The sequence below is a fragment of the Paroceanicella profunda genome (assembly GCF_005887635.2).
Taxonomy (GTDB): domain Bacteria; phylum Pseudomonadota; class Alphaproteobacteria; order Rhodobacterales; family Rhodobacteraceae; genus Paroceanicella; species Paroceanicella profunda.
The window spans coordinates 2,283,365-2,301,109 of sequence record NZ_CP040818.1; the positions used below are offsets into that span (position 1 = coordinate 2,283,365).

15 protein-coding genes are annotated in these 17,745 nt (G+C 68.7%); 12 read left to right on the plus strand and 3 right to left on the minus strand.

Annotated features, from left to right (window positions below; genetic code table 11):
- Window positions 1–164 precede the first annotated feature (164 nt).
- The 10 genes from FDP22_RS10240 to FDP22_RS10285 all read left to right on the plus strand — a co-directional run bounded on the left by FDP22_RS10240 (window position 165) and on the right by FDP22_RS10285 (window position 11,656).
- Window positions 165–995 carry a DEAD/DEAH box helicase gene (locus FDP22_RS10240; RefSeq protein ID WP_170317655.1) on the plus strand — a complete coding sequence of 277 codons (831 nt, stop codon included), beginning with the start codon at window positions 165–167 and terminating at the stop codon, window positions 993–995.
- Window positions 961–2,514: a P-loop NTPase family protein gene (locus FDP22_RS10245; protein WP_138572630.1), complete on the plus strand. Its 1,554-nt coding sequence runs from the start codon at window positions 961–963 to the stop codon at window positions 2,512–2,514. The genes FDP22_RS10240 and FDP22_RS10245 overlap by 35 nt, the downstream gene beginning before the upstream one ends.
- A gap of 479 nt (window positions 2,515–2,993) precedes the next feature.
- On the plus strand, window positions 2,994–3,728 hold the full coding sequence (locus FDP22_RS10250) for an SDR family oxidoreductase (protein ID WP_138572632.1): 735 nt from the start codon (window positions 2,994–2,996) through the stop codon (window positions 3,726–3,728).
- Window positions 3,729–3,848: 120 nt separating this feature from the next.
- The gene (locus tag FDP22_RS10255) at window positions 3,849–4,295 is read left to right on the plus strand and encodes an RrF2 family transcriptional regulator (protein WP_138572634.1); all 447 of its coding nucleotides are present in this window, start codon (window positions 3,849–3,851) and stop codon (window positions 4,293–4,295) included.
- Between the two features lie 102 nt (window positions 4,296–4,397).
- Window positions 4,398–5,453: a sulfate ABC transporter substrate-binding protein gene (locus FDP22_RS10260; RefSeq protein WP_138572636.1), complete on the plus strand. Its 1,056-nt coding sequence runs from the start codon at window positions 4,398–4,400 to the stop codon at window positions 5,451–5,453.
- Window positions 5,454–5,455: 2 nt separating this feature from the next.
- Window positions 5,456–6,319: a sulfate ABC transporter permease subunit CysT gene (gene cysT / locus FDP22_RS10265; protein ID WP_138572638.1), complete on the plus strand. Its 864-nt coding sequence runs from the start codon at window positions 5,456–5,458 to the stop codon at window positions 6,317–6,319.
- Window positions 6,309–7,169: a sulfate ABC transporter permease subunit CysW gene (gene cysW, locus FDP22_RS10270; protein WP_430225489.1), complete on the plus strand. Its 861-nt coding sequence runs from the start codon at window positions 6,309–6,311 to the stop codon at window positions 7,167–7,169. Before cysT ends, cysW begins: the two co-directional genes overlap by 11 nt.
- Before the next feature lie 27 nt (window positions 7,170–7,196).
- Window positions 7,197–8,273: a sulfate/molybdate ABC transporter ATP-binding protein gene (locus tag FDP22_RS10275; RefSeq protein ID WP_138572642.1), complete on the plus strand. Its 1,077-nt coding sequence runs from the start codon at window positions 7,197–7,199 to the stop codon at window positions 8,271–8,273.
- A complete protein-coding gene (locus tag FDP22_RS10280) occupies window positions 8,266–9,687 on the plus strand; it encodes an FAD/NAD(P)-binding protein (RefSeq protein ID WP_138572644.1) in 1,422 nt (473 codons plus the stop codon). Before FDP22_RS10275 ends, FDP22_RS10280 begins: the two co-directional genes overlap by 8 nt.
- A gap of 226 nt (window positions 9,688–9,913) precedes the next feature.
- Window positions 9,914–11,656, plus strand: coding sequence for an SLC13 family permease (locus tag FDP22_RS10285; protein WP_170317656.1), 1,743 nt, complete (start codon window positions 9,914–9,916; stop codon window positions 11,654–11,656).
- Window positions 11,657–11,824: 168 nt separating this feature from the next.
- Here FDP22_RS10285 and FDP22_RS10290 read toward each other — a convergent pair whose 3' ends face one another.
- The 3 genes from FDP22_RS10290 to tkt all read right to left on the minus strand — a co-directional run bounded on the left by FDP22_RS10290 (window position 11,825) and on the right by tkt (window position 16,806).
- Window positions 11,825–12,982, minus strand: coding sequence for a phosphoglycerate kinase (locus FDP22_RS10290; RefSeq protein ID WP_138572648.1), 1,158 nt, complete (start codon window positions 12,980–12,982; stop codon window positions 11,825–11,827).
- Between the two features lie 153 nt (window positions 12,983–13,135).
- A complete protein-coding gene (gap, locus tag FDP22_RS10295; RefSeq protein ID WP_138572650.1) occupies window positions 13,136–14,134 on the minus strand; it encodes a type I glyceraldehyde-3-phosphate dehydrogenase in 999 nt (332 codons plus the stop codon).
- Between the two features lie 653 nt (window positions 14,135–14,787).
- Complete coding sequence (tkt, locus tag FDP22_RS10300) at window positions 14,788–16,806, minus strand: transketolase (RefSeq protein ID WP_138572652.1); 2,019 nt, start codon at window positions 16,804–16,806, stop codon at window positions 14,788–14,790.
- Window positions 16,807–17,064: 258 nt separating this feature from the next.
- Here tkt and FDP22_RS10305 point away from each other — a divergent pair, with 258 nt between their 5' ends.
- Window positions 17,065–17,307, plus strand: coding sequence for a hypothetical protein (locus FDP22_RS10305; RefSeq protein WP_138572654.1), 243 nt, complete (start codon window positions 17,065–17,067; stop codon window positions 17,305–17,307).
- Window positions 17,307–17,714, plus strand: coding sequence for a cell division protein ZapA (locus FDP22_RS10310; protein ID WP_138572656.1), 408 nt, complete (start codon window positions 17,307–17,309; stop codon window positions 17,712–17,714). Before FDP22_RS10305 ends, FDP22_RS10310 begins: the two co-directional genes overlap by 1 nt.
- Window positions 17,715–17,745 lie beyond the last annotated feature (31 nt).

Below are 17,745 nucleotides of genomic sequence, written 5' to 3' on the forward strand. Positions count from 1 at the left end.
GGGGGAGGGTTCCACATGGGTCAATTCTCAGTGACATTTCCTATCGCTGCTGGGTCAGTTCTCAGTGACATCCAACAGCAGCTTCGTTATGATGTCTTCGGGCTTCTCTCGTTTGCCTGCCATCGTCGTAGTCCTCCGTGATACGGGATAAACTATCCCAAGGGGTGGACCACTTCAGTGGGGCAAGACCAATTCTGCCGACCGGCGCGGGAAAAACGACGCTCTCTTGCCTGAAGATTGCTGCTGTGCTCGCAAGCGGCAAGTCGGTTGTGTTCGTCGCTCCAACTCACGCGCTCGTGGATCAGCTCACCGACGATCTGCAGAAGGTCTTCCCGGAATCTCTGGAAGGTTCTGTTGTATCGAGCGATTTCGACCGCTTGTTCGCTTCCGGCACCAACTTCGAAAGCATCGAGGTCATGACGCCGGAGCGCTGTCTTGCGCTTCTGTCATACTCGCCAGAGGCTTTTGATAACGTGGGGCTGCTGGTCTTTGATGAATGTCATCTCCTCAGCCCCGTATCGAGTCTCTGCCGAGCGCTGGACGGAATGTTCTGTGTCCTTGCCTTCAACAGCATCGCACCGGAAGCCGACTTCCTTTTTCTTTCTGCGATGCTTGAAAATGGCGCTGCATTCGCAGAGTGGATTGAAGAGCTTACCGGTCGAACCTGTGTTTTTGCCGATCCGCTTTGGAAGCCGAGCCGACAAGCGCGCGGCGTCCTGCTGTATGAGAGTGCCGCCATCGCTCAGATGAAACGTAACGCGATTGCCGTTCAGCGCGCGGAGGATGCCCGAAAGAACAAGCGCGCAAAGAACCTGCGCAAACCGGCCGCTGAGGCGCTACAATGTCCGCCGCATGCTCTCTTTGGACTTCAGCACAACTGGCTGGCTGGCGCAGCGCCAAGCTGCACCCTGACGGCCATATCCGATGCGCCGGTCACGTTAACCGGTAAGCTCAAGAGGGATGGTTCAGATCTATCTGACGCCGAATGTAAATAAGGTTGCCGCGCAAGTTGCGGCTGCTGCTGCTCGCAACGGCGTGAAAGGCATCGTCTTCGTCAACCGCAAGGATATTGCCGCGTCTACTGCTCGTGAAATCTCGGCGCTTTTGGGTGACCCGCCAGAGCAAACGCAAGATGAAGAAGAAAGATGGAAGGCGCTGGAGATTGAGCTCGGCGGTCTGGAACACGCAATCTTGCCCGGGCCCGCCGCTGCTGTGCCCCACAATGCGCTGATGCTCAGGCTGGAGCGCGATCTGGCAGAACGCTTGTTCCGCCGTGCCGACGGGGCAAAAGTCATCGTCGCCACACCGACGCTGGCGCAGGGGCTCAACCTTCCGGCTCATATTGCCATTCTTGCCGGGGACAAGCGTAGCGACCCGGATGAAGGAGGGCGCGAGGACCTGGAGGCGCACGAGATACTGAATGCAGCGGCCAGTGCAGGGCGCGCCGGTCACCTCGCCAACGGCATCGTACTGCTGATCCCTGAAGCCGTGCTTCAGTTCAGGCGCGGTAGCCCCTTCATTCCAGGAGTGCTCGACAAACTGAAGTCAGTACTGCCTGAGGACGACCGCTGCCTGTCGCTGAGCGATCCCCTGCAGACAATTCTTGATCGCATTAACGTGGCGGCTGCTGCCGACCCCGATGTCGAGTATGCCCTGAACCGCTTGGCTACTGCGGTCTCGCCTGAAGGCGCAGAAACCGAGGCAACAACGCGTTTTTCGATAGGACGGTCACTGGCGGCCTTCACGGCCAAGAGGATCAATAGGAAGGCTGAGTTCGATGCGAAAGTCGCGAAACTGAACGAGCTTATTGGCGAGAGAGCGAAAGAGGCCAACGATCAGGTCCTAGCGGAGCTTGCCACCCAGAGCGGCGCGCCGCTCGGCATACTCAAATCGCTCCGGCAAAGGATCGAAGATCAGATTGAACAGCTACCCCAGACAATACTCGACTGGACGTCCTGGATCATCAAATGGCTCGCAGAGGATCAGGATGCGCGCGATGCTATTCTGATCCGTGATGGTAGAGCAATTCTCGGGGCTACTGGAAACAAGAAGGACGGACGGCTCACGGCCGATGCCGTGAGAAACCTCGGACCCGGGATTCTGGCCTGGCTACGCGGCGAACCCTTGCGCGAAATCGAAAGACAACTCGGCGACGACCCCGCTGAAAAAGTGGTTTGCCCGCGCGCCCGTGAGCTAGTCTCTCAGCTAGTGCCGCTCAGCCTTTCATTCGCTGCCGGTCTGGTCGCGCGCACGGCAAGCGAGATACCTGCCATCGCAGACGGAACGGCTACGCCGGTCTCTGTCATTGACTGCCTTGCAGCCGGTGTAAGGCGCGGCTTCGACACTCCAAACAAGCTCGCCTTTAGCGACATCATGCGCGGTTTCCTGAGCCGCGTTCAGACACATCAGTCCTATTTCGCTACTATCGAGCATGAGCCAGAGATCTCAAACGTGGAAGAGTATCCGGCGGTTGTGGGCCGAATGCGGGTGTATCTGCTGCTAGTCGGCGACTGAGAGCGCACCAAGCTAGTTCGCAGGCATCCCAGTTGCCGTGTGATCGATCTCGCTAGGAAAGCCCTCTGTTCGATCGAGCGGTTGTAAAGGGACGATCACAACCGATTTTCGCGCTCCCGTATTGGCGTACGCCAATATAGGGTGCCGAAGGGAAGCGGGGAATAGACCCTTTAGGGGGCTCTTTGTAACGCTTACTGACGGTCTCGCAGTTGCACCAGGGGCCTGCCATATTCACATGCTCGGGCAGATGTATTGTCCGAAGGGCCACACCGAGGGGCCGAAGGCGACGCCCAAAGGTGGCGGCTGCGAACAAGGTTGCCACGCGTCCTGTTCGGCTCGCCAATCGGTCAATCCCGGGCCCCGGCCGCGACGGGCGGTCGATCTGCTCGGGCCGCCGGGGGTGCCAAGCCCGCCATCCATGCGCTATGAGCAGGTGAGGCCGCGGTGCGCGCGGCGGCAGATGCGAGGGGGAACAGCGCATGAAGGCGATCATTACGGGGCATTCCCGCGGCCTGGGGGCCGCATTGGCGGCGGAGCTGCTGGGGCAGGGGGCGAAGGTGCTGGGGCTGGCCCGCGGCAGCGCGGCGGGGCTCGCGGCGCAGTACCCGGAACGGTTCCGGGAGGCGGCGCTCGATCTCTCGGACGCGCAGGCGGTGACCGCCTGGGCTGGGGCTGGCGGGCTGGCTGCCTTCCTCGAGGGGGGTGAGGGGCCTGTGATGCTGATCAACAACGCCGGCACGGTGGAGCCGATCGGGCCGGCGGGCACGCTGGCTCCGGCATCCGTTGCGCAGGCGGTGGCGCTGAACGTGACCGTGCCTCTGCTGCTCAGCGAGGCGTTCATTGCCGCGACGATGGGTTCGGCGAACCGGCGCATCCTGCATGTCTCCAGCGGGGCAGGGCGCAAGCCCTATGCCGGGTGGAGCGTGTATTGTGCCACCAAGGCGGCGCTCGACCATCACGCCCTCACCGTGGCGCAGGATGCCGTTCCCGGGCTTCGCATCGCCAGCATGGCCCCGGGCGTGGTGGACACGGACATGCAGGCCATCATCCGTGGCACCTCGGAGGAGCAGTTCGTGCTGCGGGAGAATTTCGTCTCGCTCAAGGAGAGCGGCGCGCTGGCCCGACCGCAGGACACTGCTGCCGTCATGGTGTCCTACCTGCTGGGCGAGGCCTTCGGCTCCGTGGCGCTGTGCGACGTGCGCGATCTTGCCTGACCCGTGTTGCGCGTTGCGGAAATTGCCGAACGGGCGTATGAGACGACTCGTCCCATAGAGATTTGGGAGACTGAAAGTGTCCGGCGCCTGTCGCGCCGGACCGGCAGGGCGGAGGCGCCGATGATTTCCCAGAAGGCCCAGTATGCCCTGCGCGCGCTGATCGCACTGGCGCGCGCGGAGCCCGATGAAGCGCTGCTGATCGGCGACATTGCCGAGGCTCAGCGTATCCCGAAGAAATTCCTCGAACAGATCCTGCTCGACCTCAAGCACCAGGGCGTGGTGATCAGCCGGCGCGGCAAGGCGGGCGGCTACCTGCTGCTCAAGAGCGCGGAGGAGATCACCTTCGGCGCCGTGCTGCGCATCATCGACGGGCCGATCGCGCCGCTGCCCTGCCTCAGCCGCATGGCCTATCGCAAATGCGACAGCTGCGTGGACGAGGGCGAATGCGAGATTCGCCACGTCTTCGCCCGGGTGGCCGAGGCGAGCCGCCAGGTTCTCGACACCGTGACCATCGCCGACGCCATCTCGGGCGGCGTGGCGCTGCCGGAAATTCACCAGGCTTCCTGAAGTTTCAAGGGCTTGCCATGTTCACGGCAGGGTTGCATTGTTTTAGTTGACTAACACGACCTAGTAGGTAGAGTTAAAGGGCATCCAACACGGGAGGCCCGAATGACCTGCTCAAGACGAACCCTTCTGGCCGGCGCGGCGCTCAGCCTCGCCTTCACCGGCCTTGCCCCGGCGCTGGCGCCGAGCTTCGGCTCGGCCCTCGGCGCCGCCGGCGCGCAGAGCACGCTGCTCAATGTCTCCTATGACCCGACCCGGGAATTCTACCAGGCCTTCAACGCCGCCTTTGCCGCGCACTGGCAGCAGGAAACCGGCGAGGACGTGACCGTGCGCATGTCCCACGGCGGTTCGGGCAAGCAGGCCCGCGCGGTGATCGAGGGGCTGGAGGCGGATGTCGTCACGCTGGCGCTCTCCGCGGACATCGACCAGATCGTGGAGATGACCGGACGCATCGCGCCGGACTGGCAGAGCCGCCTGCCGCATGCCAGCGCGCCCTACACCTCGACCATCGTGTTCCTGGTGCGCAAGGGAAACCCCAAGGGAATCAAGGACTGGGACGATCTCCTCGCCGACGGGGTGGAGGTGATCACGCCGAATCCGAAAACGTCGGGTGGCGCGCGCTGGAACTACCTCGCGGCCTGGATCCACGCCCTGAAGGCGCCGGGGGGCACCGAGGACTCCGCACGCAAGTTCGTCTCCGCGCTCTACCGTCATGTCCCGGTGCTCGACACCGGCGCGCGCGGCGCGACGACCACCTTCGTGCAGCGCGGCATCGGCGACGTTCTGCTGGCCTGGGAGAACGAGGCCTATCTCTCGCTCGAGGAGCTGGGGCCGGACGCGTTCGAGATCGTTGTGCCCACCGTCAGCGTGCTGGCGGAACCGCCGGTGGCGCTGGTCGACAGGAACGTCGACGCGAAGGGCACCCGCAAGCTGGCGGAAGCCTATCTGGAGTATCTCTATTCCGCCGAGGGGCAGAGCCTCGCCGCGAAGAACTTCTACCGCCCCGCCGAGCCGGACCTCGCGGATCCGGCCGACATGGCCCGGTTCCCGGAGCTGGAGCGCGTGAAGGTGGAGGACGTGTTCGGGTCCTGGAAGCAGATCCAGGAGGTGCATTTCGCCGATGGCGGCATCTTCGACAAGATCTATGCGGAGGGGAACTGAGCATGCTCGCTCGCCCCGTCCATGCCCCTGCCTGGCGCTTCCGCAAACCGGGCGTGATCCCCGGCTTCCGGCTGGCGATGGCCATCACCCTCGGCTGGCTGGTGCTGATGATCCTGGTTCCGCTGTCGGGGATCTTCTGGCAGTCGGCCTCCCTGGGCTGGGAACGCTTCGCCGACCTGGCGCTGGACCGGCGCACGCTGTCGGCGCTGTGGATCAGCTTCTCCAGCGCCTTCTTCGCGGCGAGCGTGAACCTGGTGTTCGGCACGCTGGTGGCCTGGGTGCTGGTGCGCTACCGCTTCCCCGGCCGCCGGGTGGTCGACGCGCTGGTGGACCTGCCCTTCGCGCTGCCCACCGCCGTCGCGGGCATCGCCCTCACCGCGCTCTATGCCCCGAACGGCTGGGTGGGGTCGCTGCTGAGCCCGCTGGGCCTGCGCCTCAGCTACACCCAGGCGGGCATCGTGCTGGCGCTGATCTTCGTCGGCCTGCCCTTCGTGGTGCGCACCGTGCAGCCGGTGATGGAGGAGATCGACCGCGAGGTCGAGGAAGCCTCTGCCACGCTCGGCGCCCGGCGCTGGCAGACCGTGGCGCGGGTGTTGCTGCCCTCGCTCGCGCCCGCGCTGCTCACCGGTTTCGCGCTCGCGCTGGCACGCGGGGTGGGGGAATACGGTTCGGTGATCTTCATCGCCGGCAACATCCCCTATGCCTCGGAAATCGCGCCGCTGCTGATCGTGATCCGCCTGGAGGAGTTCAATTACCCGGCTGCCACCGCAATCGCGGCGATGATGCTGGCGATCTCCTTCTCCATGCTCCTGCTCATCAACTGGGTTCAGGCCCGCAGCCGCAAGAGGTATGGTCATGCCGTCTGACACACGCGCCCTTCCGGCGCCGACCAGCGAGGCGCCCTGGGCCCGCCGCGCACTGATGCTCACCGCCCTGGCCTTCCTGGCGCTGTTCCTCGCGCTGCCGCTCGCCTCCGTGTTCACCGAGGCGTTCCGGCAGGGCCCCGGGGCCTGGCTTGCCGCGCTCGCCGAGCCGGACGCGCTCTCGGCCATGTGGCTCACCCTCACGGTGACGGCCATCGCGGTGCCGCTCAACGTGGTGTTCGGCGTGGCCGCGGCCTGGGCGATCGCGAAATTCGAGTTCCACGGCAAGGCGTTGCTGATCAGCTTCATCGACCTGCCGTTCTCGGTCTCGCCGGTGATCTCGGGCCTGGTCTACGTGCTGCTCTTCGGCTCGGGCAGCCTGATCGGGCCCTGGCTGGCGGCGCATGGGGTGGAGATCCTCTTCGCGGTGCCGGGCATCGTCCTGGCGACGATCTTCGTCACCTTCCCCTTCGTGGCCCGTGAGCTGATCCCGCTGATGCAGGACCAGGGAACGACGGAGGAGGAGGCGGCGCTGAGCCTCGGCGCCTCCGGCTGGAAGACCTTCGTGCGTGTCACCCTGCCCAACATCCGCTGGGGGCTGCTCTATGGCGTGCTGCTGTGCACCGCCCGGGCGATGGGGGAATTCGGCGCGGTTTCGGTGGTCTCCGGCCACATCCGGGGCGAGACCAACACCATGCCGCTGCATGTGGAGATCCTCTACAACGAATACAATTTCGTCGCCGCCTTCGCCGTGGCCTCGCTGCTCGCCTGCCTCGCGCTGGTCACCCTCACGGTGAAGACCCTGCTCGAAATCCGCTACGGCGCGGCGCTCGCCGCCAGCCGCAAGCACTGACCCCCCGCTCTGGAAAGGAGACCGGACATGGACGTTCGCCTGCGCAACATCGCCAAGGAATTCGGCACCACGGCGGCCCTGCACGAGCTGTCGCTCGACATCCGCTCGGGGGAACTCATCGCCCTGCTCGGGCCCTCGGGCTCCGGCAAGACCACGCTGCTGCGGCTCATCGCCGGGCTGGAGACGCCCTCCTCGGGCCAGGTCCTCTTCGGGGAAGAGGACGCCGCCCGCCGCCCGGTGCAGGACCGCCGCGTGGGCTTCGTGTTCCAGCATTACGCGCTGTTCCGCCACATGACGGTGCTGGAGAACGTGAGCTTCGGCCTCACGGTGCGGCCGCGCGGCAGCCGGCCCACCGCGTCGGAAACCCGGCGCAGGGCGCTGGAACTGCTCGACTTCGTGCAGCTTCCGGGCCTCGGCGGCCGCTATCCGGCCCAGCTGTCGGGCGGCCAGCGCCAGCGCGTGGCCCTGGCCCGGGCTCTGGCGATCGAGCCGCGGGTGCTGCTGCTCGACGAGCCCTTCGGCGCGCTCGACGCCCAGGTGCGCCGCGACCTGCGCCGCTGGCTGCGCGAGGTGCATGACCGCACCGGCCACACCACCATCTTCGTCACCCATGACCAGGAGGAGGCGATGGAGCTTGCCGACCGGGTGGTGGTGATGAGCCAGGGCCGCATCGAGCAGATCGGCACGCCGGACGAGATCCATGACGCGCCGGCCTCGGCCTTCGTGCATGGGTTCATCGGCGAATCCGTGCAGCTTCCGGTCGGAATCGGCGACGGGATCATCCGCCACGCGGGTCGGCCCACGGGCCTGCGCGCCTACGGGCGGGGCGAGTCCACGCTCTATTTCCGGCCGCATGAGATCTCCCGGATCGTCTCTCCGGGAGAGGGGCTGTCCGGCACGGTGGTCTCGTACCGCCGGGTCGGGGGGCTGCGCCGTGTCGAGCTGGCGCTCGACACGGAAGGGGAACGGGTCGAGATCGACATTCCCGCCGGCGAGCAGGTGACCGCCGGCGACAGGATCACGTTCCGTCCCACCAACTGGCGGCTCTATCCCGAGCCCGCCGCGGACACGGGGCTTCGCCCCCTGGAGGTGAAATATGCTTGACGTGAGAGAACGCGCCATGGCCCGGGTGAACGCAATGGTCGCCCGCCGCCAGGAAGGCCGCATCGCGATCATCGGCGCCGGGTTCTCCGGCATGGCGATGGCCGCCGCCCTCATCGAGGCGGTCGATCACCGGCTGCATATCGTGATGATCGAGGGCAGCGACGCCCGCGCCGGCGGGCTCGCCTTCGGCCGCGCCCATGCGGGCGAGCTGCTGAACGTCCGCGCCCGCGACCTCGGGCTGCTGGCCAGCCAGCCGGGCGATTTCGCCGACTGGCTCGCCGGGTTCACCTCGGGTGGCAGCCCCACCCGTGAGGACCTCGTCGCCGCCGGAGAGCGCTTCGCCCCCCGGGCCGCCTTCTCCGACTACCTGCGCCGGCGCTTCGACGACCTCGTCACCCGCTCTGCGCACGTGACGGTGGAGACCATCCGCGAGGAGGCGATCGGCATCGTCCGCCGCCCGGGCGGCGGATTCCGGGTCGACCTCGTCTCCGGGCTGGGTGTGGGGGTGGAGGCGGTGGTGCTCGCCACCGGCTACGGCGATGCGCAGGGCCGCTTCGGCCGCTCGCCCTTCGCCGCCATCAACTCGGTGGAGCTGGAGAACGCCGGGCATATCGCCATCGTCGGCTCCGGCCTCTCGATGGTCGACACCCTGCTGCGCCTGCGCTCCATGGGCTCGCGCGCCCTCATCACGGTGATCTCGCGGCGCGGGCTGATGCCCCAGCCGCATGCGCCGCTCTCGGTGCGCCCGCCGGCCTGGCAGGTGACCGACGGTGTCTCGCTGAACGTGCTCTACTCCGAGCTGCGCCGCGCCGTGGCCCGGGCCGATGCCGAAGGCCGGCCCTGGCAGGGCGAGATCAACCGCCTGCGCCCCTTCGCGCAGGACATCTGGCGCACGCTCTCGGTGGCCGACCGCAGCCGCTTCATGCGCCATCTGCGCCGGATCTGGGACGCGCATCGCCACCGGCTGCCGGCCGGGCAGTACGCGCGGATGATGGCGGAGTTCGAGCGCGACGAGACCTGCCACAGGGCCGGGCGCGTCGTCTCGGCGCTGCCCGGTGTGCCGGCCCGGCTGGAAGTGGTCTGGCGTGGCGCCACGGCCCCGGAAACGGTGCTGGCGGACCTGGTGTTCGACTGCTCCGGCCACCGCCCGGACCTGAGCGCGCCGCTGCTGCAGGGGCTGATCCGCGACGGGCTCGCCGTGCCGGACCAGCTCGGCATCGGGCTGAAGGTGGCGCCGGACGGCCGGGCCTGGTCGCCGGATGACGACCTGTCGGGCCTGTTCGCCATCGGCCCGCTGGGCCAGGGCAGCCTGTTCGAGATCACCGGCGTGCCGGAGATCCTCGAGCAGACCGCCCGCGCCGCGGAAACGCTGCGCGACCTCGTTGCCCTGCGCGCCGCGGTGCGCACGGCCTGACCCGGGCCGGCCCGGCCGCTGCTCCCCCTCCGGGCCCCCGCACCGCCGGCCCCCTCCGGCACATCCCGGGTGCGGGGGCCGGGCGCGCCCCGTCAGACTGCTCCCGGCACCGCCGGGCAGACTGGCGGGGCGTCTGGCGCAGATCCCCGTTTCACCCGCTGTGCGAATGGGGCATGCTCGCGCTTCGGGGCGCCGCGATCGCGCCCCGCAAAGCACGGGTAAGCCGGTGACCTTCGAGCAGATCGGACTTCTCCTCCTCCTCATCGCCTTGCTGGCGGTCTTCGCCCTCGACCGCTGGCGCATCGAGATCGTGGCGCTGTGCGGGCTTGCCGTCGCGGTGGCGGCCGGGTTCGTCGCGCCGGGTGAGGTCTTCTCCGGCTTCTCGAACCCGGCGGTGGTGACGGTGATCGAGATCCTGCTCATCGTGCGGGCGCTGGCGCGCACCCGGCTGCTCGACAGCGCGGCGCGCTGGATCGACGCGCGCATGCCGGGCGACACGGGCCTGCTGGCCGCACTCTGCGGCCTCGGCGCCGGGCTGTCGGTTTTCATGAACAATATCGGGGCCTTCGCGCTGATGCTCCCCGTCGCGCTCGAAGTGGCCCAGGCCCGGGGGAGGGACCCGCGCCTGCTGCTGATGCCGCTGTCCTTCGCCACGCTGCTCGGCGGGCTGTGCTCGGCCATCGGCACACCGGCGAACCTGGTGGTGAGTGCTGCGCTCGCCTCCGAGCGCGGCCGGGGCTTCGGCTTCTTCGACTTCGCGCCCGTCGGGCTGTGCGTGGCGCTGGCCGGTCTCGCGGTCATCCTGTGGCGCAGGCCCCGCGTGCCGGACACCGAGCAGGGCGGGGGCACCGAGGCCACGCCCCGCCAGGTGGTGAGCGAGCTGCGCTTCGCGCCCACGGAGGCCGGGCCGGCTACGGTGGCCCAGGCCGGGGCGGCGCTCTCCGGCCAGGTTCACGCCGTGCTGCGCGCGGACCGGCGCCTGTTCCCGCTGCGCGGCGACACGCCCCTTCTGGCCGGAGACCTGCTGCTGGCCGATGCCGCGCTGGAGCGGCTGGAGCAGGGGCTGGCGGCCGGCTGGCTGCGGCTGCCGGGCCCGGGCGCGCCCGCCGGGGCGCCGGGGCCGGACGGCTGGGCGGAGGCCGTGGTCATGCCGCAGAGCCTGCTGGTGGGCGCGCGCATCGCCACGCTGGAGAGCTTCGCCGAGCGCGACATCGCCATCGAGGCGCTGGCCGTCGAGACGCCGCGCATCGAGGGGCGGCTGGCCGACATCCGCCTCGGGATCGGGGACGTGCTGTTCCTGCGCGGCCGTCCCGGCGCGATCCGCGACGCGCTGGAGGAAGCGGGCGCCCTGCAGGTCTCGCCGCTGCCGCGGGCGCAGCCGCGCTCGCACGCCCGGCTGCCGGTGCCGGTGTTCGCCGCCGGCATCGTGGTCTCCGCCCTCGGCCTGCTGCCGGTTCCGGTGGCGCTGGGGGCGGTCGTGCTGGTGCTCTGCCTCGCCCGGGCGCTGGACCTACGCGCGGCGCTGGCGGAGATCAACTGGCCGATCCTCATCCTGCTGGCGGCGATGATCCCGCTCGGCGAGGCGGTGGCGGCCAACGGTGCGGCGCGCGAGCTGGCCGGGATGATCGGCACGGCACTGCCCGGGGCGGGGGCGCTGCCGCTCACCGCGGCGCTGCTGGGGCTGGCGATCCTCGTCACGCCCTTCGTGAACAATTCCGCCACGGCGGTGGTGTTCGCGCCCATCGCGCTGGAGCTGTCGCGCATCGCGCATGTGCCGCCGGAGCCGCTGCTGATCGCGGTGTCGCTGGGCGCCTCGCTGGATTTTGTCACGCCCTTCGGACATCACAACAACACGCTGGCCTTCGGCATCGCGCATTACCGCTTCGCCGATTTCGCCCGGGCCGGCTGGCCGGTGACGCTGGTGGGGTTCGTGGTGGCGCTGGCGGCGATCCGGATCTTCTGGATCTGAGCCTGAGCCTGAGCCTGAGCCTGAGCCTGAGCCTGAGCCTGAGCCTGAGGGCCGACCATCCGTCTCAGCCTCCCCGTGCCGGGCAAGGCCGGCGCGGGGGCGATGGTGGTCGCGGGTCGGACGGGCGAGGTGCCCCGGGGCCGGTGCGCGGCCCCGGGTGCCGGGAAGTCAGCCCTCGAGAGCGGCCACGCCGGGCAGGGTCTTGCCCTCCAGCCATTCGAGGAAGGCGCCGCCGGCGGTGGAGACATAGGAGAACTTCGCCGCCGCGCCGGAGCTGTTCAGCGCCGCCACCGTGTCGCCGCCACCGGCGACGGAGAGCAGCTTGCCCTCCACGGTGAGCTCGGCCGCGTGCAGCGCCGCCGCATCGGTCGCGGCGTTGAAGGGCGGGATCTCGAAGGCGCCGAGCGGGCCGTTCCACACCAGCGTCTTCGCGGCGTTGAAGCGCTCCGCCACCTCGGCGACCGACTGGGAACCGGCATCGAGGATCATCGCGTCCTCCGGGCAGGCGTCGGCGGCCACGGTCTCGCACTCGGCGCCGGCCTTGAACTCGCGCGCCACCACCACGTCGACGGGCAGCACCAGCTCGCAGCCCTGCGCCTGCGCCCGCTCCATGATCTCGCGCGCGGTGGCGGCGAGGTCATGCTCGCAGAGCGACTTGCCCACCGGCTTGCCCTGGGCGGCGAGGAAGGTGTTGGCCATGCCGCCGCCGATCACGATGGCATCGACCTTCGAGAGCAGGTTGCCCAGCAGATCGAGCTTGGTGGAGACCTTGGCGCCCCCCACCACAGCCACCACCGGGTGCACCGGGTGGGCGAGGGCCTTCTCCAGCGCGCCCAGCTCCTCGGCCATCAGCCGGCCGGCGCAAGCCGGCAGCAGCCGGGCGATCGCCTCGGTGGAGGCATGGGCGCGGTGGGCGGCGGAGAAGGCGTCGTTCACGTAGATGTCGCCCAGCTTCGCCAGGGCGGCGGCGAAATCCGGGTCGTTCTTCTCCTCGCCGGGGTGGAAGCGGGTGTTCTCCATCAGCACCACCGCGCCGTCGGCGGTGCCGTCATCGGAGAAGACCACCGGCTGGCCCAGGGCGGCTGCCAGCGCCGGCACGGTCACCTTCAGCGACATTTCCGGCACCACCTTGCCCTTCGGCCGGCCGAAATGCGCCAGCAGCAGCACCCGGCCGCCCTTGGCGAGAATGTCCTTCACCGTGGGCACGACGCGGTCGATGCGGGTGGTGTCGGTCACGCGGCCGGCCTCGACCGGCACGTTGATGTCAACGCGCACGAGGGCGCGCTTGCCGGCGAAATCCATGTCGTCGAGCGTTTTCCAGGCCATCTTGTCTCTCCAGGGTCGGGGATGCGGGCCGGCGGCTCGGGCGTCACGGGGGCGGGGCCCCGGCGCGTGCATGGCCGTCCGCAGCGGCGCGTGGGCCCGCGCTGTGGCGGGCGGTGGCCGGCCGGAGGCGATCCCCCGGCCGGCCGGTCGGTCTCAGAGCTTGCCCATGGCGACGGCGGTGTCGCCCATGCGGTTGGAGAAGCCCCACTCATTGTCGTACCAGGTCAGGATGCGGCACATGGTGCCCTCCATCACCTTGGTCTGGTCCATGTGGAACACCGAGGAATGCGGATCATGGTTGAAGTCCGAGGACACCAGCGGCTCGGTGGTGTAGCCGAGGATGCCCTTCAGCTCGCCCTCGGCGGCCTCCTTGATCGCGGCGTTGATCTCTTCCACGGACGTTTCGCGCGACGCGATGAAGGTGAGGTCGACCACCGAGACGTTCGGCGTCGGCACGCGGATCGCGACACCGTCGAGCTTGCCGTTGAGCTCCGGCAGCACCAGGCCCACGGCCTTCGCGGCACCGGTCGAGGTCGGGATCATCGACAGCGCGGCGGCGCGGCCGCGGTAGAGATCCTTGTGCATGGTGTCGAGCGTCGGCTGGTCACCGGTGTAGGAATGGATCGTGGTCATGAACCCCTTCTCGATCCCGATGGCCTTGTCGAGCACGTAGACCACGGGCGAGAGGCAGTTGGTGGTGCAGGACGCGTTGGAGACCACCTTGTCCTCGGCGGTCAGCGTCTTGTCGTTCACGCCGAAGACGATGGTCTTGTCCGCGCCGGAGGCGGGTGCCGAGACCAGAACCTTCTTCGAGCCGTTCTCCAGGTGCAGGGCGGCCTTCGCCTTGTCGGTGAAGATGCCGGTGCACTCCAGCGCCACGTCCACGTCGCCCCAGGGCAGGTCCTTCGGATCGCGGATCGCGGTCACCTTGATCGGGCCACGGCCCACATCCATCGTATCGCCGTCGACGGTCACCGTGCCGGGGAACCGGCCGTGAACACTGTCGTAGCGCATCAGATGGGCGTTGGTCTCCACCGGCCCGAGATCGTTGATCGCCACGACTTCGATATCGGTCCGGCCCGACTCGACGATCGCGCGCAGCACATTGCGCCCGATGCGACCGAATCCGTTGATTGCGACCTTCACTGCCATCTTTCGCTCCCGTCAATTGCGCGGGGCTCCTCCCCGCAGGACTGTATTGCTAGGCTCTATATAGTCTTTGCGCCAGCCGAGAAAGGCGCAGATTGCCACTCGTGCAAAGGTGGTATGCCAAGCGTGCAAGGCGAGACGCAACGAGGAGCCGGAGAGGGCGACGCCAACTCCCGAGAACATCGGCCGGATGCCCCGCGCCGCGGATACGCCCCCTGCCGGCGTGCGCGCGCAGGCGCCCGGTTGCCGGAGGCCGCCGGTATTCCGCCGCAGCAGGCTGGGCCGGGATATCTCCCGACCGTCCGCCTGCTCCGGGCGGAGGGGATGGTCGAGGTGTTCGAAACACGGTTCGAGCCGTACCGGCTGCCCGGAGCAGGCAGCGGCCAGTGCATGTCTATACGTGTGCTCGACGCCACGTCGCCCGGCGTGATGGCCGCGCTGACGGGCCGCATCGCATAGCTGCTCGGCGACGGCTGAGCCCGCGCCGCGCGGCCGAAGGCGGGGTCCGCAAGGACGGGGCGGGCACGGACGGGGGGCGAACACGGGACGGGCGAACACGGGACGGGCCCGCCTTCACACGGTCGTGGCCCGCCGCACATGCGAAGGGGGGCGGCCTGCGCCACCCCCCTTGCCGTCATTCACCAGCCTGGCGCGGCTCAGAGCAGCGCCTTCACCTTGTCCACGGTGGCTTCCGGCGTGATGCCGAAGTGCTTGTAGAGCTCGGGCGCGGGGCCGGAGGCGCCGAAGCCCTCCATGCCGATGAAGCCTGCCTTGCGGTCCTGGCCGCGCTCGCCGGAGAGCCACTTGTCCCAGCCGAAGCGCAGGCCGGCCTCGATGGCCACGCGCACCGGGCCCGCGGGCAGGATCTTCTTGCGCCAGGCTTCGTCCTGCGCCTCGAACAGCTCCCAGCAGGGCATGGAGACCACGCGGGTGCCGATGCCCTCGGCCTGCAGCATCTCGCGGGCCTGCATGGCGATCTCCACCTCCGAGCCGGTGGCGAGCAGGATCGCCTGCCGCTTGCCCTCGGCCTCGGCCATCACGTAGGCGCCGCGGGCGGAGAGGTTGTTCGCCTTGTGCTCGGTGCGCAGCGTGGGCAGGTTCTGCCGGGTGAGCGAGAGCACCGAGGGCGCGTTCTGCATGGTGAGCGCCAGTTCCCACGCCTCCGCGGTCTCCACCGCGTCGGCCGGGCGGAACACGTGCATGTTCGGAATGGCGCGCAGGGCGGCGAGATGCTCCACCGGCTGGTGGGTGGGGCCGTCCTCGCCGAGACCGATGGAATCATGCGTCATCACGTAGACCACCCGGATCCCCATCAGCGCCGAGAGGCGCATGGCGCCGCGGGCATAGTCGGAGAAGGTGAGGAAGGTGCCGCCGTAGGGCACGCAGCCGCCGTGCACCGCGAGGCCGTTCATCGCCGCGGCCATGCCGTGCTCACGGATGCCGTAATAGACATAGCGGCCCTTGCGGTTCTCCGGCTCGAAGGTGCCGAGATCCTTCGTGAGCGTGTTGTTGGAGCCAGTGAGATCGGCCGAGCCGCCGATGGTCTCGCCCATCACCGGGTTGATGGCCGCCAGCGCGTTCTCGGAGGATTTCCGGGTGGCGATGTTCGGCTTCTCCTCGGAGATCTGCTTCTTCAGCGCCTTGATCGTGGCGGAGAGCCGCTTGGGCACCGCGCCGGAGACCACGCGCTCGAACTCCGCGCGCCGCGTGGCGGAAAGGCCGGAGAGCTCCGCCTCCCAGGCCGCCCGGGCGCCGAGCCCGCGCGAGCCGATGGTCCGCCAGGTCTTGAGGATCTCGGAGGGGATGTCGAAGGCAGCACTGCTCCAGCCGTAGATCTCGCGCACCTTCGCGATTTCCTCGGCGCCCAGCGGCGAGCCATGCGCACCGGCGCTGTCCTGCTTGGCCGGCGAGCCGTAGCCGATATGCGTCTTGCAGGCGATCAGCGTCGGGCGGCGGGTCTTCTTCGCGGCGGTGATGGCCGCGTCGATCGCCTCCGGGTCATGGCCGTCGATGGAGCTGGTGTCCCAGCCGGAGGCCTTGAAGCGGGCGATCTGGTCGGTGACGTCGGCCTTGGAGACCTCGCCGTCGATGGAGATGCCGTTGTTGTCCCAGAACACGATCAGCTTGCCGAGCTTCTGGCGCCCGGCGAGGCCGATGGCCTCATGGCTGATGCCCTCCATCAGGCAGCCGTCACCCGCGATCACGTAGGTGTAATGGTCCACCACCTTGCGGCCGAAGCGCGCGGCCATGGAGGCCTCGGCCATCGCCATGCCCACGGCGTTGGAGATGCCCTGGCCGAGCGGGCCGGTGGTGGTCTCGATGCCGGGCGCGTGGCCATACTCCGGGTGGCCGGCGGTGATGGAGCCGAGCTGGCGGAAGTTCTTGATCTGCTCCAGCGTCATCTCCGGGTAGCCGGTGAGGTAGAGCAGCCCGTAGAGCAGCATGGAGCCGTGGCCGGCGGAGAGCACGAACCGGTCGCGGTCGGCCCAGTCCGGTGTGCTCGCGTCGAATTTCAGGTGCTTCTCGAACAGGACGGTCGCCACGTCGGCCATGCCCATCGGCATGCCCGGGTGGCCGGAGTTCGCGGCCTGAACCGCGTCCATCGCCAGCACGCGGAGCGCGGCTGCCTTCATCCAGTGATCGGGGTGCGCCTTGCGCCGCTCGGAAATATTCACCTTCGGGCCTCGCTGTCGTCTCTTGCGCCGCGGACGGCGCCGGTTAAGGTCTCAGGCTGTTTAGCAGCCCGCCCGTTACGGTCAAGCGCTGCCGGGCCGGCCCCGGGAGGCGGGCACGGGCTGGTTGACCTCTGTCAGAACGGGCTAGACTGTCATACAGACGGCCGGGCGGAGCGATTCGCAATGTCCGAGACCACCGCGACACGGGAAAACCATGCGCGGATCCCGGACACCAGATCTCCAGGAGGCAGGAGAGCCATGTCGAAAATCACGAAACTGGAGGCGCGCCTCGATGCCGCCTTCGCACGGATCGAGGCCGCGCTCGGCGAGCGGCCTGAACCCGGGGCGCTGCAGGCCATGGCCAGTGCCGGCGAGGCGCAGAGCGCCGAGATCGCCGCGCTGCGCGACGATCTCGCCCGCATCCGCGCCGAACGCCGCAAGGACGCGGACGACGTCTCGGCCATTCTCGCTGACCTGCGACCCCTGCTGGAGCGTTCCTGATGGCGGATATCACCCTGAACATCGGCGGCCGGCAGTTCCGTGTCGCCTGCGAGGACGGCGAGGAGGAGCGGCTGCGCGACGCCGCCGGCCTGCTGGACGCGGAAGCCGCCGCGCTGTCCAAGGCGATCGGCACGGTGCCCGAGAGCCGGATGCTGCTGATGGCCGGCCTGATGCTGGCGGACCGGATGATCGGCCAGGAGGCCCGCCATCGCGGCACCGAGGAGGCGCTGCGCGAAACCCGCGCCCGGCTGCGCACCGCCGAATCCGCGATGACCGCCCATCATGCCGCCCCGGACCCGCGGGCCATCGAGATCGAGAATCTCGCCGACCAGGCCGTCGACCTGCTGGACCGCACCGCGACGCGGCTCGAAGGCCTCGCGGACGGGCTGGAGCTGGCCGAGACCTGAATGCCGGACCACCCCCGGGGGCGGCCGCCTC